Source organism: Erythrobacter sp. S57(2025), from assembly GCF_057365055.1.
Genome location: NZ_CP200299.1, coordinates 2,415,851 through 2,439,105, shown reverse-complemented (window position 1 = coordinate 2,439,105; position 23,255 = coordinate 2,415,851). Strand labels below are relative to the sequence as shown.

Annotated in this window: 22 protein-coding genes and 1 tRNA gene; 15 read left to right on the top strand and 8 right to left on the bottom strand. The window is 58.2% G+C overall.

The annotated features are described in order from the left end of the window. Positions 1–45: 45 nt before the first annotated feature. Entirely contained in the window at positions 46–1,092 is a 1,047-nt protein-coding gene (locus tag AC0V6N_RS11580) for a mannose-1-phosphate guanylyltransferase (protein ID WP_486171703.1), read from the top strand. Further along, positions 1,089–1,898, top strand: a complete 810-nt coding sequence (locus AC0V6N_RS11575; protein WP_486171702.1) for a class I mannose-6-phosphate isomerase — start codon at positions 1,089–1,091, stop codon at positions 1,896–1,898. Before AC0V6N_RS11580 ends, AC0V6N_RS11575 begins: the two co-directional genes overlap by 4 nt. On the opposite strand, the gene AC0V6N_RS11570 is transcribed toward AC0V6N_RS11575, so the two are convergent. From AC0V6N_RS11570 to AC0V6N_RS11555, 4 genes are all read right to left on the bottom strand, one after another. Further along, on the bottom strand, positions 1,882–4,497 hold the full coding sequence (locus AC0V6N_RS11570; RefSeq protein WP_486171701.1) for an HWE histidine kinase domain-containing protein: 2,616 nt from the start codon (positions 4,495–4,497) through the stop codon (positions 1,882–1,884). The two genes, AC0V6N_RS11575 and AC0V6N_RS11570, sit on opposite strands and share 17 nt — an antisense overlap. A 307-nt stretch (positions 4,498–4,804) precedes the next feature. Continuing rightward, a complete protein-coding gene (locus AC0V6N_RS11565; RefSeq protein WP_486171700.1) occupies positions 4,805–5,095 on the bottom strand; it encodes a polyhydroxyalkanoic acid system family protein in 291 nt (96 codons plus the stop codon). Positions 5,096–5,113: 18 nt separating this feature from the next. Next, positions 5,114–5,938 (bottom strand): hypothetical protein, encoded by an 825-nt coding sequence (locus AC0V6N_RS11560; protein ID WP_486171699.1) that lies wholly within the window; start codon positions 5,936–5,938, stop codon positions 5,114–5,116. A 13-nt stretch (positions 5,939–5,951) separates the two neighbouring features. After that, positions 5,952–7,172, bottom strand: a complete 1,221-nt coding sequence (locus AC0V6N_RS11555) for a toxic anion resistance protein (RefSeq protein WP_486171698.1) — start codon at positions 7,170–7,172, stop codon at positions 5,952–5,954. Positions 7,173–7,355: 183 nt separating this feature from the next. Here AC0V6N_RS11555 and AC0V6N_RS11550 point away from each other — a divergent pair, with 183 nt between their 5' ends. Further along, positions 7,356–8,966, top strand: a complete 1,611-nt coding sequence (locus tag AC0V6N_RS11550; protein ID WP_486171697.1) for a DUF389 domain-containing protein — start codon at positions 7,356–7,358, stop codon at positions 8,964–8,966. Here the strand turns inward: AC0V6N_RS11550 and AC0V6N_RS11545 are convergent. Next, positions 8,963–10,720 (bottom strand): fatty acyl-AMP ligase, encoded by a 1,758-nt coding sequence (locus tag AC0V6N_RS11545; protein ID WP_486171696.1) that lies wholly within the window; start codon positions 10,718–10,720, stop codon positions 8,963–8,965. The two genes, AC0V6N_RS11550 and AC0V6N_RS11545, sit on opposite strands and share 4 nt — an antisense overlap. Positions 10,721–10,972: 252 nt before the next feature. On the opposite strand from AC0V6N_RS11545, the gene AC0V6N_RS11540 reads away from it, so the two are divergent. The 4 genes from AC0V6N_RS11540 to AC0V6N_RS11525 all read left to right on the top strand — a co-directional run bounded on the left by AC0V6N_RS11540 (position 10,973) and on the right by AC0V6N_RS11525 (position 13,083). Beyond that, complete coding sequence (locus AC0V6N_RS11540) at positions 10,973–11,560, top strand: regulatory protein RecX (RefSeq protein ID WP_486171695.1); 588 nt, start codon at positions 10,973–10,975, stop codon at positions 11,558–11,560. Beyond that, a complete protein-coding gene (locus AC0V6N_RS11535) occupies positions 11,551–12,072 on the top strand; it encodes a DUF192 domain-containing protein (RefSeq protein WP_486171694.1) in 522 nt (173 codons plus the stop codon). Before AC0V6N_RS11540 ends, AC0V6N_RS11535 begins: the two co-directional genes overlap by 10 nt. A gap of 63 nt (positions 12,073–12,135) precedes the next feature. Further along, positions 12,136–12,555 carry an NADH:ubiquinone oxidoreductase subunit NDUFA12 gene (locus AC0V6N_RS11530; protein ID WP_486171693.1) on the top strand — a complete coding sequence of 140 codons (420 nt, stop codon included), beginning with the start codon at positions 12,136–12,138 and terminating at the stop codon, positions 12,553–12,555. Positions 12,556–12,570: 15 nt separating this feature from the next. Beyond that, entirely contained in the window at positions 12,571–13,083 is a 513-nt protein-coding gene (locus AC0V6N_RS11525; RefSeq protein ID WP_486171692.1) for a DUF2155 domain-containing protein, read from the top strand. Here the strand turns inward: AC0V6N_RS11525 and aat are convergent. Continuing rightward, positions 13,035–13,745: a leucyl/phenylalanyl-tRNA--protein transferase gene (gene aat / locus AC0V6N_RS11520; protein WP_486171691.1), complete on the bottom strand. Its 711-nt coding sequence runs from the start codon at positions 13,743–13,745 to the stop codon at positions 13,035–13,037. The genes AC0V6N_RS11525 and aat overlap by 49 nt on opposite strands. A 168-nt stretch (positions 13,746–13,913) precedes the next feature. On the opposite strand from aat, the gene AC0V6N_RS11515 reads away from it, so the two are divergent. Further along, positions 13,914–13,989: transfer RNA gene (locus tag AC0V6N_RS11515), tRNA-Trp, on the top strand. Between the two features lie 28 nt (positions 13,990–14,017). On the opposite strand, the gene AC0V6N_RS11510 is transcribed toward AC0V6N_RS11515, so the two are convergent. Beyond that, the gene (locus AC0V6N_RS11510) at positions 14,018–14,635 is read right to left on the bottom strand and encodes a TetR/AcrR family transcriptional regulator (protein ID WP_486171690.1); all 618 of its coding nucleotides are present in this window, start codon (positions 14,633–14,635) and stop codon (positions 14,018–14,020) included. 104 nt (positions 14,636–14,739) lie between these two features. Here AC0V6N_RS11510 and AC0V6N_RS11505 point away from each other — a divergent pair, with 104 nt between their 5' ends. The 7 genes from AC0V6N_RS11505 to AC0V6N_RS11475 all read left to right on the top strand — a co-directional run bounded on the left by AC0V6N_RS11505 (position 14,740) and on the right by AC0V6N_RS11475 (position 21,337). Then, positions 14,740–15,726 (top strand): 3-oxoacyl-[acyl-carrier-protein] synthase III C-terminal domain-containing protein, encoded by a 987-nt coding sequence (locus tag AC0V6N_RS11505; protein ID WP_486171689.1) that lies wholly within the window; start codon positions 14,740–14,742, stop codon positions 15,724–15,726. Next, entirely contained in the window at positions 15,723–16,736 is a 1,014-nt protein-coding gene (locus AC0V6N_RS11500; protein ID WP_486171688.1) for an NAD-dependent epimerase/dehydratase family protein, read from the top strand. Before AC0V6N_RS11505 ends, AC0V6N_RS11500 begins: the two co-directional genes overlap by 4 nt. Next, complete coding sequence (locus tag AC0V6N_RS11495; protein ID WP_486171687.1) at positions 16,733–17,581, top strand: MBL fold metallo-hydrolase; 849 nt, start codon at positions 16,733–16,735, stop codon at positions 17,579–17,581. Before AC0V6N_RS11500 ends, AC0V6N_RS11495 begins: the two co-directional genes overlap by 4 nt. Then, positions 17,568–18,803 (top strand): hypothetical protein, encoded by a 1,236-nt coding sequence (locus tag AC0V6N_RS11490; RefSeq protein ID WP_486171686.1) that lies wholly within the window; start codon positions 17,568–17,570, stop codon positions 18,801–18,803. The genes AC0V6N_RS11495 and AC0V6N_RS11490 overlap by 14 nt, the downstream gene beginning before the upstream one ends. After that, the gene (locus AC0V6N_RS11485; RefSeq protein WP_486171685.1) at positions 18,796–19,947 is read left to right on the top strand and encodes an ATP-grasp domain-containing protein; all 1,152 of its coding nucleotides are present in this window, start codon (positions 18,796–18,798) and stop codon (positions 19,945–19,947) included. The genes AC0V6N_RS11490 and AC0V6N_RS11485 overlap by 8 nt, the downstream gene beginning before the upstream one ends. Next, positions 19,947–20,960: a Rieske 2Fe-2S domain-containing protein gene (locus AC0V6N_RS11480; RefSeq protein WP_486171684.1), complete on the top strand. Its 1,014-nt coding sequence runs from the start codon at positions 19,947–19,949 to the stop codon at positions 20,958–20,960. The genes AC0V6N_RS11485 and AC0V6N_RS11480 overlap by 1 nt, the downstream gene beginning before the upstream one ends. Before the next feature lie 233 nt (positions 20,961–21,193). Next, entirely contained in the window at positions 21,194–21,337 is a 144-nt protein-coding gene (locus AC0V6N_RS11475) for a hypothetical protein (RefSeq protein ID WP_486171683.1), read from the top strand. A 326-nt stretch (positions 21,338–21,663) separates the two neighbouring features. Here AC0V6N_RS11475 and AC0V6N_RS11470 read toward each other — a convergent pair whose 3' ends face one another. Continuing rightward, positions 21,664–23,202 carry an alanine/glycine:cation symporter family protein gene (locus AC0V6N_RS11470; protein ID WP_486171682.1) on the bottom strand — a complete coding sequence of 513 codons (1,539 nt, stop codon included), beginning with the start codon at positions 23,200–23,202 and terminating at the stop codon, positions 21,664–21,666. Positions 23,203–23,255 lie beyond the last annotated feature (53 nt).

Below are 23,255 nucleotides of genomic sequence, written 5' to 3'. Positions count from 1 at the left end.
CCCAGATTCACAGAGTTTACACGCAGTGGATGGTAAGTAGACGCAATGTCGAGCGCTCCCCTCATACATCCGGTGATCCTTTGCGGTGGCAGCGGTACGCGGCTTTGGCCGCTTAGTCGCAAGTCCCTACCCAAACCGTTCTTGCCGCTGATCGGTGAGACGACCCTGTTTGAACAGGCTGTAGGCCGCGTGGCGGGCGATGATGACTTTGCTGACCCCATCATCGTCGCTGGTCCGGTTCACACCGATCTGATTGAGACGCAAATGCATGGCGCATCGCATCGCCTGATTATCGAGCCTGCGGCCAAGAATACTGCGCCTGCTATCGCTCTCGCCGCGGCTCTGATCGCTCCCGAAGATATCATGCTTGTATGTCCGAGCGATCACCACATCGCGGATGGTGATGCATTTCGTGAAAGCGCCAAGGCGGCCGCGCAATTGGCGGCGCAAGAATACCTTGTTTCCTTTGGTATCGCAGCAGAGCGGCCTGATACTGGGTACGGCTATCTCAAACGTGGCGCCGCGCTGCCCGGCGGATTTGAAATCGCGCAGTTCGTCGAAAAGCCCGATCTCGCGACAGCTGAGCGTTACCTTGCCAGCGGTGATTACAGCTGGAACGGCGGCATTTTTGCGTTTCGCGCAGGCAAATTGCTCGACGAACTTGGCGCGCATCGCCCCGCCATGGCTGAGGCTGTACAGAAGGCTGCGTCCCAAGGCCGCGAAGAAGGCATGCGGTTTCACCCAGCAAAGGATATTTTTGCGGCAATCGAGGGAGATTCGATTGACTATGCGGTGATGGAAAACACTGCGCGCGCGGCCATGGTGCCTGCGGATATGGGCTGGTCCGATATCGGCAATTGGCCAGCATTGCGCGATGCCCTGACAAGCGGCGCGGATGAGAATGGCAATGTCACCAAAGGCACGGCAGACCTCAAGGATTGCGCCAATGTGCTGGTGAGTGCTGGCGGGATGCGGGTGTCCGCAGTGGGGCTTGAGAATGTAAGCATCATCGTCACCGATGGCGAAGTTTTAGTGACCAGCGATATCGGCGCGCAAAGGGTTGGCAAGCTTCCCGGTGCGCAAAATCAATGAGCGATAAAGCGCGTCTGTTGCCCACTAAGATGGTGGAGAAGGTCTGGGGGCGTGAAAAACTTCCCGAACCCTTCGCAGCGCCTGCCAATACGCGCATTGGTGAGATTTGGTTCGAGCCGCCGCCCGAATTGCCTGAAATCCTCGTCAAATATCTCTTCACCAGTGAAAAACTGTCGGTTCAAGTGCACCCATCCGATGAGAGCGCATTGCCGGGCGAAGATGGCAAGCAGGAATGCTGGCTGGTGTTGGATGCTGAGCCGGGCGCACGTCTCGCAATCGGTTTTCGCGAAGAGTTGACCAAAGAGCAGGTGAAGGCCGCAGCGCTTGATGGGAGTATCGAGGAGCGGCTTAACTGGCACGAGGTTGCACCGGGCGATGTCTATTTCCTGCCGCCTGGAACAGTGCATGCAATTGGCCCCGGTCTTTCGCTCGTCGAAATCCAGCAGAACAGCGACACGACCTTTCGACTGTACGATTATGGCCGCCCTCGTGAGCTTCATCTGGAGCGTGCTTTGGCGGTATTGGACAGAGGACCTTACGCAGCAGAACATCGAAGCACAGTGACAGAGCGCGGTTCTCACTTGATTGCGACTGAGCATTTCCGGCTGGATCGGATTGAACGTGAACCCGATTCTGACACAATCGCCGCTTTCTATGGGCCGTTGCTCGCGCTTCCTTTATCGGGGTCGATCCGGGGGTTGGATGGATCTTGCGTCGCTCAAGCTGGTGATTGCCTCTTCGCAGAGCAGATCGACGCGCTCGACTTTTCGAAAGCGGGCGTGACGCTGCTCACGCGTCCTCAATAGCGGAATTGCCGATCGAATTGGATTGCGCAGCGCTCGTCAGCAGCGGGCTGATATCATCGCGCCCATATGGTTTGCAGATCAGCGCATCAGCGCCAAGGCTGCTATACTCATCTTCGACATCGGAATATCCGGTCGCGATGATGAACCGCGTTCCAAGCTTGGTGAGAGCGCGCGCCACCGGCACACAATTTTCCTGGCCCAGATTGTAGTCGAGTATCGCAAAATCAGGCCGACGTTCCTCTATCGCTTTGAGCGCCCCGGAAACGCTGCTCGCCACGCGGACTGAGGAGACGCCAAGCCGTTTCAAATTCTGCTCAGTATCAAGCGCGATTAGCATACTGTCTTCCAAGATAAGCACATGATCGGGCACTGGTTTTGATGCAGGATGAGCATAGTTGCCGCGCAGAATGTCGGATGCGCTGCCAGATTCACTGGTTGGCGGGTTCTTGTCTCCATGCCAGTGCCCGACAGAATTGGCGTTTGCATCTGAAGGGACAAGCGGGGCCACCAGGTTGGCGGGAATGACGAAATCCGCCTGTAATCCGCTCTCTTCAAAGCGCATTTGCGCTTTGCCGCCCAGCTCGAATGGAATGGACCTTTCGATGATGGTCGATCCAAAACCACGCTGCGTGGGCGCGTTGACCTTTGGTCCGCCGCTTTCGCGCCACGCAATCGTCAGATCGCCGCTATCGCTGCGCGCGACTTTCACCAATACCTCACCGCTATTGTCACAAAGCGAGCCGTATTTGGCGGCATTGGTGACCAGTTCATGCACCACTAAGGCGAGCGCTGTGTAGCCTTCGGGCTTGATCAGAAATTCGTCCCCATCATAGGTGAAGCAATTGCCCCTGTGGCTGACGTAGGCGGCGATCTCAGTCTCAAACAAAGCGGATAGCGGGGCAGGCGACCAGTTTTCGCGGGTAATATTGTCATGCGCGCTGGCCAACGCAGAAATGCGCCCGCCGATCAGTTTGGCAAAGGTGGAAACGCTCAGCGCATCGTCCTGAGATTGCGAGACAAGGCTACGGATCAGATTGAGGATATTGCGCACGCGGTGATTGAGCTCTGCAATCAACAATTCCTGCTGTTCTTGCGAACGTTTGCGCTGACGGGTGATCTCATCACTCATCCGCAGGGCCGCCTCAAGCAGGGTTGCCCGGAGGGTTTCTGCAACAGCAATATCGTCTTCGGACCATCTAGCGCTTGGGCCATCTTTCCAAAAACCAGCAGCTTTTGGCACTGCGCGTAAAGGCTTATTCTCCCAGATTTCGGAGCTGACCAGCGGACGACGCCACAGCACCAGATAATCGCCGGGATCACGCGAGATTGGTAAGACCAGTGCGCCAGCTGCAATTTCTGCAAAGCGCACGGCATCGAGCGAAATTTCGGTCAGGTCATCGCTTGCCCAAGCGGCTCCATCGGCCTTTTGTGCAAGGTCCGGCAGAACCTCCATGAAGTCTGATGCGTTCGGGGCGGAGCCAACCGCGTTGTATTCTCCGTTCAGCAGGATCGAGAGGCCGCTATGCTCAATCGAACCGCTCAAGATGTCGCGAATGATCGGGAGCGAGTTTGCAAGCGAGCTGCCGCCAGCAAGGCGAACCATCAATTGTTCGTGCAACGCGCGGCTACGCAAATTGAGAGTGTGCGATCGTTGGGTCAGCGTGCGGTCGAGCATGACTGAGAACATCTGGCTAAACAGCTCTGCCGCGCCGCGCTGCGAATAAGGCAGAATGCGCGGTTCGTGGTGATAGCAGGCAATCATACCCCAGGGCCGATTGTCGCGCGTGATGGCGAGGCACAGGCTCGCTCGCAGCCCCATCTGCCGCAAATGCTGGATCTGGCTCAATTGTGGTGATCGCAAGTTTGATAGCGACAGCACCAAGGGCAATTGCGGAGCTTCTTGCGCACACTCCAAGGGCACAGGACGGGCCTTTGCATCAGCGATGAATCGAATCCTATTGCGCTGTAAAAACCCACCGGCGTGTTCTGCGGGTTGCTGGCGCAGACCCAAATGCGGCGCCAGATCGACATGATGGCTTTCTGCTACCACTTCGCTGTTGGCACCTGTGAAGAATTTGTACACCAATGCGCGGTCATAACCGAATTGATCGCGCACGATCCGCGCTGCCTCCTCACAAAGCACGCCTGCATTATCGATCATGGCGAGATGCGCGAGGCCGGCGTTCAGATCGACGGCGGTTGTTGCGGCGATGTCGCTGGACTGCGGTTCGATCTCTAGAATGATCACCTTGTCCGACCGGTGAATTGTGCAATCGAACAGGCCATTGCCTGATACCAATTGCAGCCCACCAATTCGCCCTTTCGCGTCAGCTCCGTTGTGGGCCTTTAGAGCGGCGTACAGAGAACCAATGGCATTCTTATCGAACAAGTTGCTCAGAGGATCGCCGGGCGAAGGAGGGGTGTCCAGTCCCAGAATATGCGCGCAATTTTGCGACAGATGCGTGATCGTCCAGTCTGACGTTACCGCGATGAGCGCGCCAAAGTTCTGTATTTGGCTGGGTGGTAGAGTGCACTCAGACTGAGAATTTGAAGCTTGCTGGGATTGATGGGGCTGCGGTGTGTGCGGTGGAGTGGCCATGGATCAACACCGCGTCTGTGCAGCGCCGCAATGGGCGGGCGGTGCTAGGCTGTACGGGCGGCTCTGACTGGCGTGCGCATTTGTAGGTTGCATGTGCGTGGCGATCCCATTGTGTGCTCCCAAGATAGAGGGCACTCCAGATGCGAGAGGTCATCGCCGACCTTTCGTTGGAGAAGGGGGATCGCCGGCGCTGAGTCTCGCTTCTGCCGCCGATTATGATGGGTTGGTGGGTTAGCGATCAATTACGCAAGAGCGCGTAGAGGTGTGCATCGCGCCGAGGCAAACCGCCGAAGCGGATGCATCTGCGTCAGCTCTTTTCGAGCAATTTCCCGCCATGTTTGCGTACAGCGCGTTCCAATGTGCCGCGCAAGAACCCCAGCATTGGCGGCAGGTCCATTTCGATCATGACAAAGTCTTCGCCGACATCAATGCCGCCATTGATGCGCTGCCCTGCCGCAGTGATGACCAGGTCCATGCGGTCTTCATTGGGCCATGTGTTTTGGACATCGGCCATTCCGGGGGGGAAGTAATTGGCGATCTCGTGCCCGTGCTTGTGCATCCGCGCGCGCACTTCTTCTTTGCCAAGATCGTGGGGCATGGAGACGCGCATATTGGTTTAGCGACCTTGCTTTGCTGGCGTGGCGGACAGATCAGGCAGAGGTACGCCTGTATCAGGCATGCCGGTTAGGTCTTCGATCAAATCATCTCCGCCGTAACGATAGTCGAGATAACGCGATTTGACCGCCAGATCGTCCAGCGCCCCTTCGGCCAAGCGGCGGGTAACACGGTCAATCTCAGCCGATAGCTTGGTGAGGCTGGTGGTTAGCCGCTCATCAGCGGTGCCGCCCGCATGCTCTTCCGTGCGCAGATGAGCTGGCACTTTGAGGTAGTTCTCAATCGTCTCTGGAATGTATTCGCCCACAAGCTCGCGCATTTCGCCCATCGCAGAATGCGCCGGATCAAGTGTTTCGAGCTGCACACCGAGCGCATCCAGCTTCACGCCCATCTGGTCGACAATCGCTGCGGCCTCATCAGGCAGAGCGCCGCGTTTTGCTTCGAGCCACAATTCCAACCGGGCTACCATTTGCTGCGGATTGCCTTGGCCAAGCTCGGTGCGCTTGGGCGGTTTTGGCGAAGGCCATAGACCAAAGGCGGCGACCGCTGCGGCCAATGCCATCGCGGTCATCACGACGCCCCAAAAACCAATGCCGTTGAGGATAAAGCCCGCAATGCTCATCGTCATCAGGATTGCGACAATGGCCACGCCCAGCAACATTCCGCGTTTGAGCAATTGCTTAAGCTTTGCCTCTGCGCTTGCTTTGCCAATGGAGGCATTCTTGCCTGCCAAACGGTGGCGACCGCCTGTCTGATTGTCGGCCACCAGACGCCTGCTTTCGGCAAGCGTGCGATCTGTATCCTGGCTGAGGTTGCTGGGGTTCATCCGCTAAATCCTATTAGCGATCCAGCGCCAGCAACGACGTTTCCGAAGAGACTTTGGCCTCGGCCTGCGCCTGACCTTCAGCCCGCGCAATATAGCCCTTCGATTTCTCGACTTCTTCGGACAGGACACCGACCGTGGTCTTCATGCTTTCCAAGGCGCGTACCTTAAAGTCGTCGACCTCATCCATTGTGTCATAGATGTTCTGGAAGGCGCGTTGCAGCGTTTCGAGCGGGATCGTTGAGGCGGCGGCCTGCTCATGGATTTGCCCCGTTTGCTCGCGCAGCAGAGTGCTGGTGGAATCGATGATGTCGCTGGTGGTCTGGTTAAGCGATGTGATCTGTTGCAGCACGAGGCGCTGATTGGTCATCGCCTGCGCCACAGTTACCGCCGTACGCAGCGCGCCAACGGTTGTGGTGGAAGCACGATCAACGCCTTTGACCAGTTCAACATTGTTCTTCTTGACCAGATCAAGCGCAAGATATCCCTGCACCGACACAGCCATTTGCGTGAGCAGATCCTGCGTGCGCTGGCGGACATAGAACAGAGCGCTTTCGCGCAAAGCCTTGGCCTTTTCAGGATCGCTTGCATCGAGTTCGAGCGCCTTTGCCTCAAGCTTTGCATCCAGCGTTTTGGCGATATGGATCATCTGCTCCAGCTCGCCCATTGCTTCCCACAGCTTTTGCCGCTCGGTGTCGATCGCAGCGTTATCGAGGTGCAGTTCCTTCTTGCCACCTTCCAGCCGCTCAAGGATCGCTTGAATATGCCCCTGCGCAGAGGTGTAGCCGTCAAAGTAGTTTTTGAGCTTATTACCAAACGGGATGATGCCAAACAGCTTGCGCGGCTCCAGCAGCTTGCCCTTGCGGCCCGGGTCCAGGTCTTCGACCGTGCGGCGCAATTCGGCCAAGTCGCTGCCAACGCTGCTGTCAGCATCCATTGCCCGCACGGGGCGATCAAGGAACCGGTTGGAATGCGCAGCAGCGGCGCGAATTTGTTCCTGTCCCATGCGCGTAATCTGATCGACCTTCTCGCCAAAGGCAGGCGAGTTTGCATCGGTCGAGACGAGATCGGTCACAAAGGCATCAACCTTGGTATCAAGGGTGCTCTTCTGCTCGTCAGAAACCGGCACCAGCCCAGCGGCTTTTTCAGCGGCGACCACTGGCACGGGATCGGGCGGGGTCAGCTCAAAATCTGTCGCGGTCTTTGTGGCTGTGGCGTTCTTACTTTCGGTGCTCATGCGGTTGTCATTGCTCCCTGATCCGCGCGTGACTGTCTTGACTACTGTATTAGTGATCTAAAACACGCCTTTCAAGAGTGCCCGTTTCAACGCGCTTCGTCCATGCTTTTGAGGTTCGCGCTGCTCATTGATGCTTTTGTTTGCTGGCGATTGCCCCTAAACTTCTGAGAAAGAGGGGACATTGTGACTAACTCAGGCGAAAATCAGGCTCCGGAGGCGTCGCCTACCAAGGGCAAGGGCGAAGGGTCGTCAGAGCAGCCTGTTGTTTTTGGCAAAGTTGACAGCGCTGGTGAGGCTGTGGCGGCTGCCACCCAAAGCCATTTTGGCTTCAAACGCGTGCTCGCGACCCTGCGCGGTTGGTGGCGTGATGAGGTTGTGGGTACGGTGGAACAGGCCGCCGTGATCGAAAAACGCCGGGCCGAATGCGATTTGTCCGAACGCTATTTGTTCATGACCGCGATGAGCGCAGGTATTGCTGTCCTCGGCCTGCTGCTGTCCTCGCCTGCTGTGGTCATCGGCGCGATGTTGCTCTCGCCACTGATGGACCCGATTATGGGGCTTGGGTTTGCGCTGGCGATTGGCGATTACCAATGGCTCAAGAAATCCGCGCGCAGCCTGTTTTGGGGCACAGTGATGGCCGTGGGGCTAACCGCTGCACTGGTCTATCTCTCACCGATCCAGACCATCACGCCGGAAATTGCTGCACGCACACAGCCCAACCTATTCGACCTGTTTGTAGCGCTCTTCTCCGCGCTCGCTGGCGCCTATGCGATGATCCGTGGGCGTGAGGGGACGATTGTGGGCGTGGCAATTGCGACCGCCTTGATGCCTCCGCTCGCCACTGTGGGCTTTGGCCTTGCGACGTGGAATTGGACGGTCTTTTCAGGGGCGCTGCTGCTCTACATCACCAACCTTATCACCATCGCGCTGACCGCTTTGGCGATGGCGCGCCTTTACGGTTTTGAATCCTCACTAAGTGCTCGCAACAGCCTGTTCCAGAATATTGCGGTGGCGACGGTTTTCGTGGCGCTCGCAGTGCCTCTTGCCCTTTCGCTTCAACAAATCGCCTTTCAGACAAATTCGCAGCGCATCGTTCGCGCCGAGATCGCCGACAAGTTCGATAACGAATCCCGCGTCGATGGGCTGGACATTGTGTTCAACACAAACCCGATGACGGTGAACGCGACCATTTGGACCCCTCGTCCAAAACCCGACGTCGAGGTTGAGATTGAGCGTGCGCTTGAACGCCGGTTGGGGCGGCCTGTGGAGTTATCGCTATTGCAATATCAGGTGGCAACAGGTGCGAGCGCGGCGGAGCAGGCGCAACTGACTGCTGCGCGTGCCAATGAAGAAGCAGTGGCGCAAGAACGGGCCGAGGCGCTAGCGACCCGGCTTGCCTTGGTTGCAGGCGTTTCAGAGGATGACGTAACTGTTGATCGCACGCGCCGCCGTGCGACCGTTCGCGCTGAGCAATTGGATGGCGCTACGCTGGCCGCCTACCGCGCGCTGGAAATGCGGATTAGTGCGACAGAGCCGGATTGGACGATTGAGCTGCTCCCGCCCGTTGGTGAACTGCCGCAGAGCATTCCTTTTGGCGAGGATGGCCCGACTCCTGAAGGCGCGCAGGCGCTTGCAGTGATCGAGTGGGCAGCGGCGCGCGTGGACTTGCCCATCGCGCTGGTCGGCCCCCAAGAGCAAGCGACGCAAGCAGCCGGATTGCTGGCTCAACGTGGGCTTGAGCTAGAGGTGCGCTCAGCCGCCGGGCCATTGCGCGCTGAATGGGGTGGGAATTAGGCCGCCAGTTCCAGCGGAACTATTTCGCCTGACAGATAGAGCTTCTTCGCCTTCGCGCGGCTGAGCTTTCCTGAGCTCGTGCGCGGCAATGTGCGCGGCGGGACCAGTTCAACTACGCAGCTCATCCCAGTGACTGAGCGAACCTTGTCAGCGATCTGCTCGCGCAGTTTGACGCGCTCAACTGGATCGGAAACCCGGCAGTGGACCAAAACGGCAGGTGCTTCCTCGCCATTGTCGGTCTCAACTGAGAAAGCGGCGATATCGCCGTGGTTGAAGCCGGGCAGCTGCTCAACAGCCCATTCGATATCTTGCGGCCAATGGTTCTTACCATTGATGATGATCATGTCTTTCGCGCGGCCGACAATGAACAGATAGCCGTCGGCGGTGTAGCCCATGTCGCCAGTATCGAGCCAATTGCCCTTGGACGGGTCGTCCGTACTTGGGACGAGGCAGTCCTGCGTCGCCTCTTCATTGCGGAAATAGGAATGCATGACAGACGGGCCACGGCACCAAACTTTGCCGATTTGGTGGTCCTCGCGCGCTTCGCCGGTTTCGCCAGCAATTAGCACTTCCATATCAGGCAGCGCTTTGCCGCAATTGACGATTGCGCGGTAGCGGGCCGGACGCGAGATATCGCGCGGCGTGCCAGACAAGCGCTCTTCCTCAACCAGCTCAACCCTGATCCCTTCGCCCGGCGGCATGACGGTGACGGCCAGAACGGCTTCGGCTAAGCCATAGGACGGGGTGAAAGCGCTCGCTTTGAAGCCAGCTTCGGCAAAGGCATTTACAAAGCTTTGCATCACGTCAGGGCGGATCATGTCCGCGCCATTGCCAGCGATGCGCCAGCGTGAGAGGTCAAAGCGTTCCGCAACGTTGGACTGGCTGGAGATGCGGCGCGCGCAAATGTCATAGCCAAAGGTCGGCGAATAAGAGAGCGTGTTGCCCGGATTACGGCTGATCACGTCAAGCCATGCCAGCGGACGGCGCGCAAAGGCGTCAGGCTTCAGATAATCGCCAGACACTTGATTGGCGATCAGCGAGAGGAAGCACCCGACAAGCCCCATATCGTGATACCACGGCAGCCAGCTGACACAGCGATCATTCTCGCCTAGATGCATGCTGGTGGAATGGCCATAAAGGTTGTGCAACAGGGCTTTGTGCGTGACCGCGACCCCGGTGGGGAATCGGGTCGAGCCGCTGGAATATTGCAAATAGCAAATGTCCTCAGGCGATGCCTCTGGCAGATCTCCAATGGGCGCAGGACGCTTGGCAAAATCCTGCCAGCTTTCCGCATCACAACCCTGACGCGCAGCGGCGGCGCTTGCCATGTCAGCGATTTCCTCTGGGAAAATCAGAATGGCCGGGTCTGAGCTTTTCAGCTGAACGGCGAGCTGGTCAATATAATTGTCTTTGCCGCCAAACGTGGTGGGCAATGGCAGCGGCACTGGCCAAGCGCCCGCATAGATGCATCCGCAGAAAAGGGCGGCAAATTCGGCGCAAGTCTCAGCGATCAGAGCGACGCGGTCTTCGCGTTTGATCCCGGCGGCGATCAGGCGATGCGCCATCTCGATCCCGTCTTCGCGCATTTCGGAATAGGGATAGACCCGCTCCAAATTGCCGCGCATGTCGTGAAAGTTCAGCCCCTTCGCACTGCGAGCGGCGTAGTCAATCGCATCGTTGAAAGTCTCGAACTGCGCACGGATGCGCGGTAGGTCGCAATCGTTCGGCGTCGGCTTCAAGTCGGCGTCGGTCATTGTATCAGCGATTACCCGTCAGTTGCTGTGCGCTTATGCGCGATGTATCATGTCCCCCAGCCAGTTTGAACATACATCCATTCCGGCCCATTTTTTCCCATTTGATAAGGACTGTGGCACGAATAAGGCGAAATGGTTTCACGGGAAAGCAAATTGTCATCGCATTGTCGCGAAAATGCCAGCGGTGAACCTGAAGGCGAAAGGGGTGCAAGCTCCGGAAAACGTGTGAAAAAGCCCAAGAAGCGGCGACCTTTGGATGAGACTTCACTGCGCGATCTAGCGCTTTCCTATGTTGCGCGGTTTTCCACCACTGGTGCCAAGTTGGAGCAATATCTCGCGCGCAAAATTCGCGAGCGTGGGGTCGTCGAAGACGCCGATGGAAGGCTGCGCGAGCTGGATGTTCCGGGGTTAGTGAGTGATTTCGTCACGCGCGGCTACGTCGATGATGATGCCTATGCAAAGGCCAAATCGCGCGATTTAACCGCGCGCGGATACGGCGCAAAGCGGGTCGAGCAGGCCTTATGGGCAGCGGGCGTCGAAGAACCAGTGCGCGAGGACAATGCCCCTAGCGAAGCTGCAAGCAGGCGTGCTGCCATCATGTTGGCCAAAAAACGCCGCTTTGGCCCCTTTGCTATTGCCGCGGAAGAGGGTGAGGAAAGCGCCGATATGCTGGTCCAGCGCCGCAAAATTCGCGAAAAACAGGTTGCTGCAATGCTGCGGGCAGGGCACTCATTTGAGCACGTGCGGTTCATCATGGATGCAGACCGAGTGGACGATATCGAACAATGGCTGATTGAGGCCGAAGATGACGAATGTGAGGAGGATGGCAAGTGGCTGTGAATTCGGGATTTAAGGTTCTGACCGGACTGGTTGCCGCTGGACTTGCCGCGTGTTCACCAGCAGGCGCATCGCAAGATGCCCCTTCGTCCACTACGCCAACACAGGCGGAGCAAGCGCAAGTTGATCCCGATTCCGGCCTCACCTTGATCGATGTCACCATTGTGAGCGGACAAACACGCCACTCCTTTGTCACCGAACTTGCAGATAGCGACGAAGCGCAAGCGCGCGGCATGATGTTCCGCACCGAAATGGGCGATTTCGAAGGGATGCTGTTCCCCTCCTACGTGCCCCAGCAGCGCAGTTTCTGGATGAAAAATACCGCTGTGCCGCTCGATATCATCTTTATCGGCCCAGACATGCGCATCACCAATATCGAGGCGGGCGTGCCCTATTCGCTCGACAGTGTGGTGTCTGCTGGACCCTCTATAGCGGTGTTTGAGATTCTGGCCGGTCGATCTGAAGCGCTTGGCATTGCGCCGGGCGATGTGGTTGAATTCACACTACCCGAGTAATCAGTGGGATCGGTGATGATCCTTCTTGGACTCGGCTTAGAATTGAGCTAACCGCGCAGGCCTATGGGAATCTTTGGCAAAATCTTCACTTGGTGGGACGGCGGAACGCTGGGCACGCATTGGTGGGCCATGCGCACGGGCGGCGAACATGTCGGCACCGATGCGCAAGGCAACAAGTATTACCGCAAGAAGGCGAAGGACGGAGTGAACACCGGTTCTTACACGCAAGCGGAAAAGCGCTGGGTTATCTATGACGGTGCCAATGACGCAAGCCGCGTGCCAAGCGAATGGCACGGCTGGTTGCACGGTGCCTTCGCTGATGTGCCCGAAAGCGAATTGCCACCTGCGAAGATTTGGGAAGCTGATTACACCCCCAACGCAACCGGCACAGCCAAGGCCTATCGCCCGCAAGGTGCGTTGGAACGTGGTGGCAAACGCGCCGCTGCCGTTGGTGACTATGAAGCCTGGTCGCCTGAGGGCTGAACCAGCATTAAGCCCATGCGCGTAACTGCCGTCCTCATCCCTGCTTTTTTGATGCTGTTCTTGGCTGCATGCGGCGATGATGTGCCAGAAGCCGAGGACGAGAGCGCACAGGTCGCCTCAGACGAGGCTGCTGAAGCTGCAAGCGATGGTGACGCGGGCGAAGGCGCCGCCGAAACAATCAGAATGGATGAAACTGGCGCTACGCCAATGGCAGAACGGGTTGCCACAATCGGCCTGCTCAACAAGCGCAACAATGTCAGCAAAGATTTCGAGATTGCGCCGGGCGAAAGCGTCGAAGATGGTCCGGTTATTCTAACCTTGGCTGCGTGCGAGCAAACACGCCCATTCGAATTCCCGCAGGAAACCGGCGCTTTTGTGCAGGTCGATGTGCTGGAACGCGGTGACAGCAATCACACCCGCGTTTTTTCAGGCTGGTTGTTTAAGGAAAACCCCAGCCTCAATGTCGTTGAGCATCCGGTCTATGATGTCTGGGTCAAAGACTGCGCGATGAGTTTCCCCGGAGACTGATTGAACGCCTTTGCCGCCATGTAAATCTCGTCAAAAGCATCCGTGAACGATTTATCAGCTTGCCCGCGCGCTCTCGAAACCAGCCTCAAATAGTCTTTCTGCGGCATTTCGACCGCGCCCATACTTGCCAAGTGATCGGTCATAAACTGACAATCGAGCAGTTGGAAACCGGCAGATCGCAACATGGATACCAACCAGCATAAGGCGACTTTGCTGGCATTATCGGCATGGCTGAACATACTTTCACCGCAGAACACTTGGTCGAAAGATACACCGTAGAGCCCGCCGACAAGCAATGACTGCCCTTGCTCCTCCACCCAACACTCCACCGAATGCGCATGGCCTGCGCGGTGCAGGTCGAGGTAGCTTGCAACAATTCGTTCGCTAATCCAGCTTTCAGGATGGCCAGGGCGCGGCGCAGAGCATGCGCGAATGACGCGTTCAAAATTCTGATTGAGTGTGACGCTGAAGCGATCAGAGCGCAGCACTTTGCGTAAGGATTTGGAGACATGCAGGCCATCAAGCGGAATGATTGCCCGGTCACGCGGCTCGACCCAAAAAATATCCGCATCCTCACGCGTATCCGCCATCGGAAAAATACCGCTGCGATACGCCAGCAAGAGCGTGTCGATCGGTATTGGGCTGCGCAAAGGTGAGTGCATAGGAGGCGTCTTATCATTTGCCCCGCGCGAGAATAGGCACAATGCGACAGGCGGACCGCAAAGTGGCGCCAAAGTGGAGGATTCCTCGTTCGGCTTGGCTTGGACGCGAGGCGTTTCAAAGATCAGCTTGCCTAATGCCAACCCTTTCGATAGATCGCGCCATCGCGTAGGGGCGTAGCTCAGTTGGTAGAGCGTCGGTCTCCAAAACCGAAGGTCCAGAGTTCGAGTCTCTGTGCCCCTGCCATTTCCTCGAAATTTCGGTGTTTCGTATCCTAGCGTGCCGCGCCAAGCGCCGCGTGGCTCGTCATGATTTCGAGCACTCGGGAAAGCGCCTGGTCAGCCGGGTCTTCCTCCCGCATCAACGCGTAACTGCCTGTGAGCCACAAGGCGCAGTGACCGTGGACAGTCGCGATCAAAGAACGCACCAACCGGCGCGCCTGATCGCTATCACCAAGGCCAAGCGTTGAACTGACTTCGCGGTCAACAATTCCGGTGAGCGATTCGCGCGCCAATTCGTCTTCGCGCGGGATTTCAATCGATCGATCGATCCGGTGATCGTAAATCGCCATCCAAGCATTGCGATTGGTGTCTGCAAACTCGAAGTATGCGCGCACTAGCGCTTCGATACGGTCAGCGGGCTCAGCCGATGCCTTTGCCAGCGCGCTTTCCAGCCATGCGGCCCATTGGCGGAATGTCAGGCTGTTGATCGCAATCAAATAGCCATCCAGCCCGCCAAACACGTTGTAAATCGTTCCAACCGTGTAGCCCGCGCGCCGCGCAGCTTCTCTTCCGGAAAACTTTGCGAAGCCGCGTTCAGCCATCAATTCGTGCCCGCGCGCAATCAGCAATTCGCGCAGCTCTTTTGCAGAATGGTCTGACCGTCTTCCCATAGACTTGGTCAATAATCCAATAATTGAACATTGTCTATTTATTAATTGAACACCGCTCAATTATGTGTGATTGTGTAAGCGAATCGAATGGAGAGACACTTGTGTTGAGCGGATTCAAAATTGCAGGACATGGCGCGTATCGACCGCGCAGTGTCTTCACATCGCGTGAAATGGATGAACAGCATGGCCATGCGCCAGGCTGGACTGAAAGCGAGTTTGGCATTGCTGCGCGCCACGTGGCAGGTGAGCGCGAGACGACTTCGCATATGGCAGCTGAGGCGGCGAAAGTAGCGCTCGCGCAGGCCGGATGGGCAAGCGACAGTCTTGATGTGATCATTGGTGGATGCGGAGTGATGGAGCAGCCCATTCCGTCCACCAGCGCATTGGTGCAGGACAAGCTAGGTCTGGGCCAATCAGGCATCCCCTGCTTTGACGTAAACCAAACCTGCCTGTCCTTTATCGCAGCGTTGGACGTTGCAGCCATGGGCATCGCAGCGGGCCGTTGGAAGCGAGCGCTGGTATTCGCAAGCGACATTGCCACCGCTGGCCTTAACCCGGAAGTGCCCAAGACCCGCTCAATCTTCGGTGATGGAGCAGCGGCGATCGTGATTGAAGCGGCTAGCGAAAGCGGCATCCTGAGCATGGCAAGCGTCACATTTGGAGTGCATAACAGCCTTGCTCAATTGCGTTCCGGCGGCACGAAACTGCGCGTGAGCGAAGGCTATGATGCGCTGGTTGAAGGGTCATACTTCGAAATGGACGCGTTCGGCATTTTCAAAGCGGCAGCCAAGGCTCTGCCTGACGTGATCGAGCGCGCCTTAGCCGATGCCAGCGTAACCAAAGATGAGCTCGCTTGCATCATCTGTCACCAGGCCAGCGCGCCCGGTGTTGAACATGTGCGGCGCTTGTTCGCGCCTGCGAGTGAGCGTGTGCTCAACATATTCGAAACCCACGGCAACCAGATCGCGGCTTCGATCCCAACCGTGCTCAGCCACGCGCTCCAAACAGGCGCTGCAAAGCCCGGAGATACGGTGATGCTGCTGGGCACCGCTGCGGGTATCAGCGCGAGCGCAATGGTGGTGCGTATATGAGCGGGCGGCGCATCCTTTTGACCGGAGCAACCGGAGGGCTGGGTCTGCACGTCGCGCGCGAGCTGATCCGGCGCGGTCACCGCGTGCGCGCGACGGGGCGTAACGAGGGGGCTGGCGACAAGCTCACCGTGATGGGTGCAGAGTTTGTGCCCTGCGACCTTGAAGCGTCCTCTGTAGATATTGTCGCTCTGGTGAGTGAGTGCGACAGTATCGTTCACGCCGCCGCGCTTTCGGCAAGCTGGGGACCGCGCGCCGCATTTGAAAGCGCCAATGTCGCGGTCACGCAGCGACTGCTCGACGCCGCCGATGTCGCAGGTGTCTCGCGCTTTGTCTTCATCTCCTCCCCGTCGATCTTCGCTAGTTTCGAAGACCAGATCGGTATTGGCGGGCATGCTCTGCCAACAGACCCGCCGCTCAATCACTATGCGCGCACTAAGCTTGCAGCGGAGCGCATGGTGTTGGCCGCAAGCATTGATGGACGTCTAGCCTGCTGCGCAATCCGCCCGCGCGCTTTGGTGGGGGAGGGCGATCAGGTGATCCTGCCAAAGCTCGCAGAACTTGCACGCAGACTCCGCATTCCTCTGCCGCGTGGTGGACAGGCATTGATCGAGCTGACCGATTTGCGCGATGCCGCATGGGCGATTTGCGAGGCGGAAGAGCGGGCTGAAGTGATCAATGGAAGCGCGATCAACATTTCCGGTGGTAATCCTTTGCCTGTCCGCGATGTGGCACAAAGCCTGGCAAAATGCTTGGGTGAGAAGCCGCAATTGGTCTCTCCGCCTATGCCATTGTTGCGCGCGCTGGCTGCGACGCTCGAAAAGGCAGCGCAGGCTATGGGCCGCAAAGAGGAACCGCTATTGACCCGCTATACTCTGGCGACCTTGGCCTATTCGCAAAGTTTTGATCAGGAGCCTTCCAATCGTTTGTTGGACTACCACCCACGCTTTGACGCGCTTGCCACTCTGTTGCACCACGCATCGCAGTTAAAAGCGAAAGGTGAGAGCGCATGACCCGCGTTGGTTTCCGATGGTTAGAGCGCGGCTCCACGCGGCACCCTGAGATAATGACGCTGTCTGGTGGCAGTGTGTGCGCGGTCGACTTCCCTGCTTTAGTGGGTGTGATCGAGCATCCGAGGCGCGGGCTGTTCCTGTTTGATACCGGCTATGACCCCGCCTTCACTGAGGCCACAGACCCGTTTCCAGAGCGGCTCTATCGCTGGACGACTCCGGTTGAGATTGGTGCGCAGCTCGAATGGGAAGCATGGCTCGCCGCGCATGACATTGACGAGAGCGCGATTGCGGGCACGATCATCTCCCACTTTCACGGCGACCACGTCGCAGGGATGCGCCACTTGGCGGACAAGCCGGTCTATTGTGCGCGCGCAGGCTTAGCCGCGCTTAGAAAACCGGGCCGATTTGGGCGCGTGCGGCAAGGTCTGCTTGGGTCGCTCGTGCCGGAAAGCATTGATGCGAAGGCGCATTTCTTTGAAGACGCTACCGAATGCGCATTGCCAACCGGCTTTGCCCCGTTTGATAGCGGACGCGATATTCTGGGTGATGGCAGTCTAATTGCGGTGGAATTGCCGGGGCATTGTCCGGGGCATTGGGGGTTGGCCTTTACGACTGAGGGTGATCAACCGGTCTTGCTGGCCGCCGATGCCGTGTGGTCCGGCCGCGCGATTGCAGAGCGCCGTCCACCGCCGCGCATTACGACCGCGCTTTTAGGCGAAACGCGCAACTATCGCGCCACGCTTGACCGGTTGCACGCAGCGTCCGCCAACAATAGCGAGCTGGCGATCCTGCCTTCGCACTGCGCAAAGAGTGCGTGCGCGTTTAGAGGCGATGATGCGGACTGATCTCGTCCTTGCATCTTGGTGGCGCACGCGCCGCGCTATGCGTCTGTCTGCCGAAAGGTTGGGCCACAAGCGCGCAAAGCTATGGTCGCGGCTGCAACCCTGGATCGCGCGTACGCCTGCGCTTGCGGCCTATTACGGGCAGCGTCTTGGGGACTTCCCGATCATTGAGCAGGCGCAATTGCGCGCTGATTATGGCGCGTGGAATGCCTGCGGGCACAGCGATACGCAATTGCGCCAGCTTGCCGAACGAACTGAGGCTGGGAAGGGCGAAGAGGGTGATCTGACAGCGGGTTGGTCAACCGGCACCAGCCAGGCAAATCGGGGTTTGTTTCTGGCCAATGGGGCGGAGCGTGCAGACTATATCGGGCAAAGCCTCGCGCGGTTCTTGCCAGCGCGCGCATTGCTGAAAAAGCAACGGATTGCGCTACACTTGCGAGCGAGCAATGCGCTTTACAGCGATGTGAGCGCAGGCCGCTTTTGCTTTACCCATATCCCGTTGGAGCAGGCTGAGCGCGACGTAGCACGCCAGCTCACAGAATTTGCGCCCACGATCCTGATCGCGCCACCACACCGGCTATTGTCGTTGGCGAAATCGGGGCTTCGCCTGCCTAGCTTGCGCCACTTGTTCAACGGCAGTGAGCCGATCAGCGCGGCTGAAACCGACTATCTCACATCCGCTTTTGGTCTGCGCCCTCGCTCCATCTATCAGGCGACCGAGGGGTTCCTTGCCGCCGAATGCCATCATGGGCGCTTGCATCTCAATGAGCATGCGATTGAGTTTGAGCTGGAACCGGTGACGGGCACACAAGGCTTTCGCCCAATTATCACTGATCTTCGCCGCAAGAGCCAGCCGATCGTACGGCTGCGCGGTGATGACTTTCTTGAGCTTGATCAAGGTTCATGCCCATGCGGTTATGGCGGACGAGCAATCCTTCCACCCCAAGGTCGGGTGAGCGATATTTGGCGCTTTGGAACACGCTTCATTACCCCGCGCGAGGTCGTGTCTGCGGTCGAAGGCGGGGAAGTGGATCTGGGCGAGTGGCAGGCAATCGCCAATCGGCAAGGTGTCACTTTGCGTATAGCTCCCGATAGCCCTGACGATTTGGCAAATGAGGCAGCTGAAAATCTGCGACAACTGGTCCAGCGTCCTGTGTCCATCACGCGCGATCACCTCGGATGGGACGGGCCCAAACGGCGCAAAGTGGTTTGGGCCGATGGCTAAGTCTGTGCTCATCACCGGGGCTCGTGCGGCGGCCGCGCTTGATCTTGCGCGCGATTTTGTGGCGGCTGGTTGGAATGTCCATCTGGCTGACAGCACCCGCGTGCGCATGGCACGCTGGTCTTCGCTCGGCCTCACGCACCATCTCTACCCATCACCGCGCCATGAAGGCCCCGCGTTCCAGCAAAGTATCGCAAAATTGGTCGAAACACATGCGATTGACCTGATTGTGCCGGTTTGTGAGGAGGTGTTTCACCTCGCTGCACCCGCGCTTCAGCCAGCCATCGGTGCGCTGCTATTTGCGCCGCCTCTCGGCACCCTGGCGCAGTTGCATGACAAGCTGGCCTTTGCCGGGGACGCACGCGATTGGGGGCTGAGCGTGCCTGAAAGCCATGCGATTGAGAGCGCGCAGGACGTGGAACGTTTTGCTGCAAGCAGCGCGGATTGGGTGTTCAAACCACGCCAAGGCCGCTTTGGTGAACAGACGCTTGTGGCACCGGACGAAAGGCGGGCGCGTGCGGTACCTGCGACGGGCTGGATGGCGCAACGCCGTGTTTGTGGCCAAGAGGCGTGTTTTCACGTGATCGCACATCGCGGAAAGCTGGTCGGTTTTGCGAGCTACACATCGCACTGGCGTATGCGAGGCGGTGCGTGTTTTGCCTTTGAGCCGCTTGATAAAACGCACCATGAGCGGTTGCGCGATGTGGCAAAGCAGCTGGTGCAAAGCGCAAATCTCCACGGCCAGTTTGGGTTCGACGTCATCTTTGATGGAGGTGGTGAACCATACCTGCTCGAATGCAATCCACGCGCTACAAGTGGGGTCCATCTGCTGGTGGGCGAGGGGCGCGTCGCAAGCGCGATTGATGCAGGTGTGGCGCTGAGTGATCGTCCAGCACCAAGCGCCTATCTAGGGCCCGCGATGGTCGTGTTTGGCTTGCCACAAGCGCTTGCCACAGGCCGGTTGCGAGAATGGAGGGCGTGCTTTCGCGCAGGCCGCGATGTGATCGGGCGCAAAGGAGATCGATGGCCGATTATGGGCGCTTTACGCGATGCAGGCATGTTTGCCCTCAAAGGGCTACGGCGCAATACTTCGACCAGCGCCGCGACGACTTACGACATTGAATGGAACGGTGAGGAGCTCGCCTGATGGCTTTCCCAAAAGCAGTAACTGACGCCTGGCATATGGTTGCGCTGTCCCGCGACGTGAAGCGCGGCAATGTGCGCAAGGTGACGCTTTGCAACACGCCTATCGCACTCTTCCGCAGTGAAGCTGGACTGGGCGCGCTGGTCGATCGCTGCCCGCATCGCAACTATCCTTTGTCCGAGGGGCGCGTGCATAAGGGAGCGCTTGAATGCCCCTATCACGGCTGGCGTTTCGGAGCAGATGGCGCTTGTGAAGCGGTGCCGGGTTGCCTCACTGAAACACGCGATGATCCCAAGCTGCGCGCTGGTGCGGTTCGCGTGTTCGAAGCGCATGGCGCGATCTTTGTTACTTTGTCGGACAACGCATTGGCTAAGCCCGATCTCCCGCCCGATTTTGGCAATCCTGGTCTTGATCATTTCTGGTGGCAGCAGGGCACGTGGCAGGGCCGCGCCTTTGACGCGATAGAGAATGTGATGGACCCGTTTCACACCAACCATCTGCATCACGGCTTTATCCGCCGCCGCGACAAGCGCCTGCCTGTAGACCTCATAGTGAACACTCACGATGACGGGATTGCGATGACGATTGAGCAGACCCAGCCCGATCTGGGCCTGATGTCGCGCTTTTTGGAGCGGGATCGCACGCGCAGTGTCTCTCGCTATCATGTGCCTGCCACTGTTCAGGCGCGTTGGGAGGGGGAGACGCAGCTCACCTTGTGCGTCACCGCGATCTTTACTCCTGCGACCGATGGCACCTTCACCCCGTTTGCGCGCTTTTCAACGCCTAAAGGATTGGCGCCCGGTTGGTTGAAGCAAGCCGCGATCCGCCTGTTCCTCGCCCCCGTGGTCGCGCAGGATCGCAAAGCTTTGGCAAAGCAGCACGGCGTGATGACCCATTTTGGCCACCCGCAATTCACGTCAGGTCCCGGCGATATCTTGGGGGCTCGCTTGCACCAATTGTGGCAGGGACAGGCTCTGCGCGATCAGGCGCATGAGGTTTTCCAAGCGGAGCTGTAAAGATCGCGCGCGCGATCTACCGGCGGGTTGGCGCTCACAATATTGTCATTTTCCTACAATGAGGGCGCTCGCTAAGCCGCTCGTCCTTGTCATCGCTTGCGTGTCCGGTGTTCACGTTTTTAGACGTTTAGATGAACATTGGCTAACTGTCCCGCTCAGCTTTGTGCCAGTCGAGGCGTGCAAGATAGCGGTCAAGTTGAGCGAGGCATCTCGCACAGACGAAGGAGGCAAATATGAGCATTTACCGATCCTCTCGGCCCGATCCTTGGGTCAGTCCGCGCCAGCCGCTTGATCCTGCGATCCGCGCGCTAGCCCACGGCCCAATCCGCCCGATGCACGAACCCACTTGGCTGGAGCGTCTGTTTGGTCGCGGGTGAGACCATGCGTATTTGCGCGTAGGCCGCGACTAAGCTGAGATCAAAGGCGTTTGAGTGACATTGCCGCGCATGACATTTCGGCACCGCTCTTCGACCCAATTGCCAGCTAGTTCGCGCCCTCTCACGCCCGCCCAAAGGTCGGCGCAGAAGGGAGGGGTTGATGCGACGCTGCGCCGTATCAAACATGGCGCAATCAGGCCTATGGAGGAGCCGGGCCTGATCGAACGGCTACTACGCAGACGCTAGTGAACTTTCCCAAAACCAAAGGGCGCGCCCAGCTGAATGCTAAGCGCGCCCTTTTTGCGATTTGGATCGAGCTGAGTCGATCAGTATTCGTTGGGTTCTTCCGGTGTGTCCGCATGATGGTCAGGCCCTGCGTCTTTCATGCCCTGAGCCAGTTTGAACACCACGCCTGAAAGCAGCAGCAAAGCGACCAAGTTTGGGAGCGCCATTGCCGCGTTGGAGATATCGCCCAAACGCCAGACCAATGTCAGATCAAGGGTCGAACCAAGATAGATCACCACGCACCAAAGGACGCGCCAAATCATGTGCAGGATCTTCTCACCACCGCGCGTTGAGCCAGGGATGCGATCATAGATGAAGGTGATCGCGCGTTCGCCATAATAGCTCCACGTCAGCAGCGTGGTGAATACGAACAGGATCAGCGCGGTCGATGCGATCAGGGTACCGAGTGGGATCGAAGCAATCTCAACCGGGAAAGCGGCTGCAAATGCGCCGCTGGTCATTGCAAACCCTTCAAGGTCGCTTTCCCAAGCATGCGACACTGCAGCGCCATCAGCGGTGAAGTTGCCCTGCACGGTCAGGATTACAAGCGCCGTCATGGTGCAGATGACGATTGTGTCGATGAAGCAGCCCAGCATCGCCATGCGGCCTTGCTGTTCGGGATCGTTGGTTTGAGCCACAGCGTGCGCGATTGGGGTCGAGCCCTGTCCGCTCTCGTTAGAGAACAGCCCGCGCGCAACACCTGCGCGGATCGCCAGCGCGATCATTGCACCGGTGAACCCGCCTGCTGCTGCATCAAATCCAAATGCCCCGCGGAAAATCAGAGCAAAGGTCGCAGGGATGTCCTGAATGTTCAGGATCAAAGCGATGATCGCCATGACGATATAGGCGGCCGCCATGAAGGGGATGACCTTCTCAGCCACGCCGCCGATTGATTTGATACCGCCGATGATCACGACGAAAACGGCGACCGCAACGATCAATCCGCCGAGCCATTCCTCGATGCCAAACAGCTCATTCAGGCCATCTGCCACCGCGTTGGCTTGGATCGAGTTGCCTGTGACCATCGCTGAAAACAGTGTGCCCAAGCAAAAGATGATCGCGAGCCACGTAAATTTCGGCCCCAGCCCCATCATGATGTAGCTCATCGGACCGCCGCGATAGACCCCGTCAGAGGTTTTCTCACGATACCGGATCGCTAACGAACCTTCGGCAAAGGCCAATGCCATGCCAATGAGCGCGGTGATCCACATCCAGAAGATTGCACCCGGCCCGCCCAGCGCAATCGCCGTGGCAACGCCGGCCAGGTTACCCGTTCCCACTTGCCCGGAAAGCGCGGTTGAGAGCGCGGCAAAGGGAGAGATTTCCCCGTCACCTTCGCTTTTGCGGCCTTTGAACAGCCCTGCAAAGGCGCTGCCCAATTGGCGAATGGGGTAAAATCTGAGGCCGAACATGATGTACAGACCTGCGCCAAGCAGGATGATGACCATTGGCGGGATCGGGTTGCCAGCGATTGACAGCCACGACAGCGTTTCGCCGTTCCATGTGCCCCCCCATATGAAATCGGAGACATTGGTCACGTGATCGATCAGGCTCATCGACCCGGTATCTGCTGCTGCCATGTGTGTGAAGTTCCCTCAAAAGCTTTGCGTGAACGGTGCGCCCTTGCTTTTTC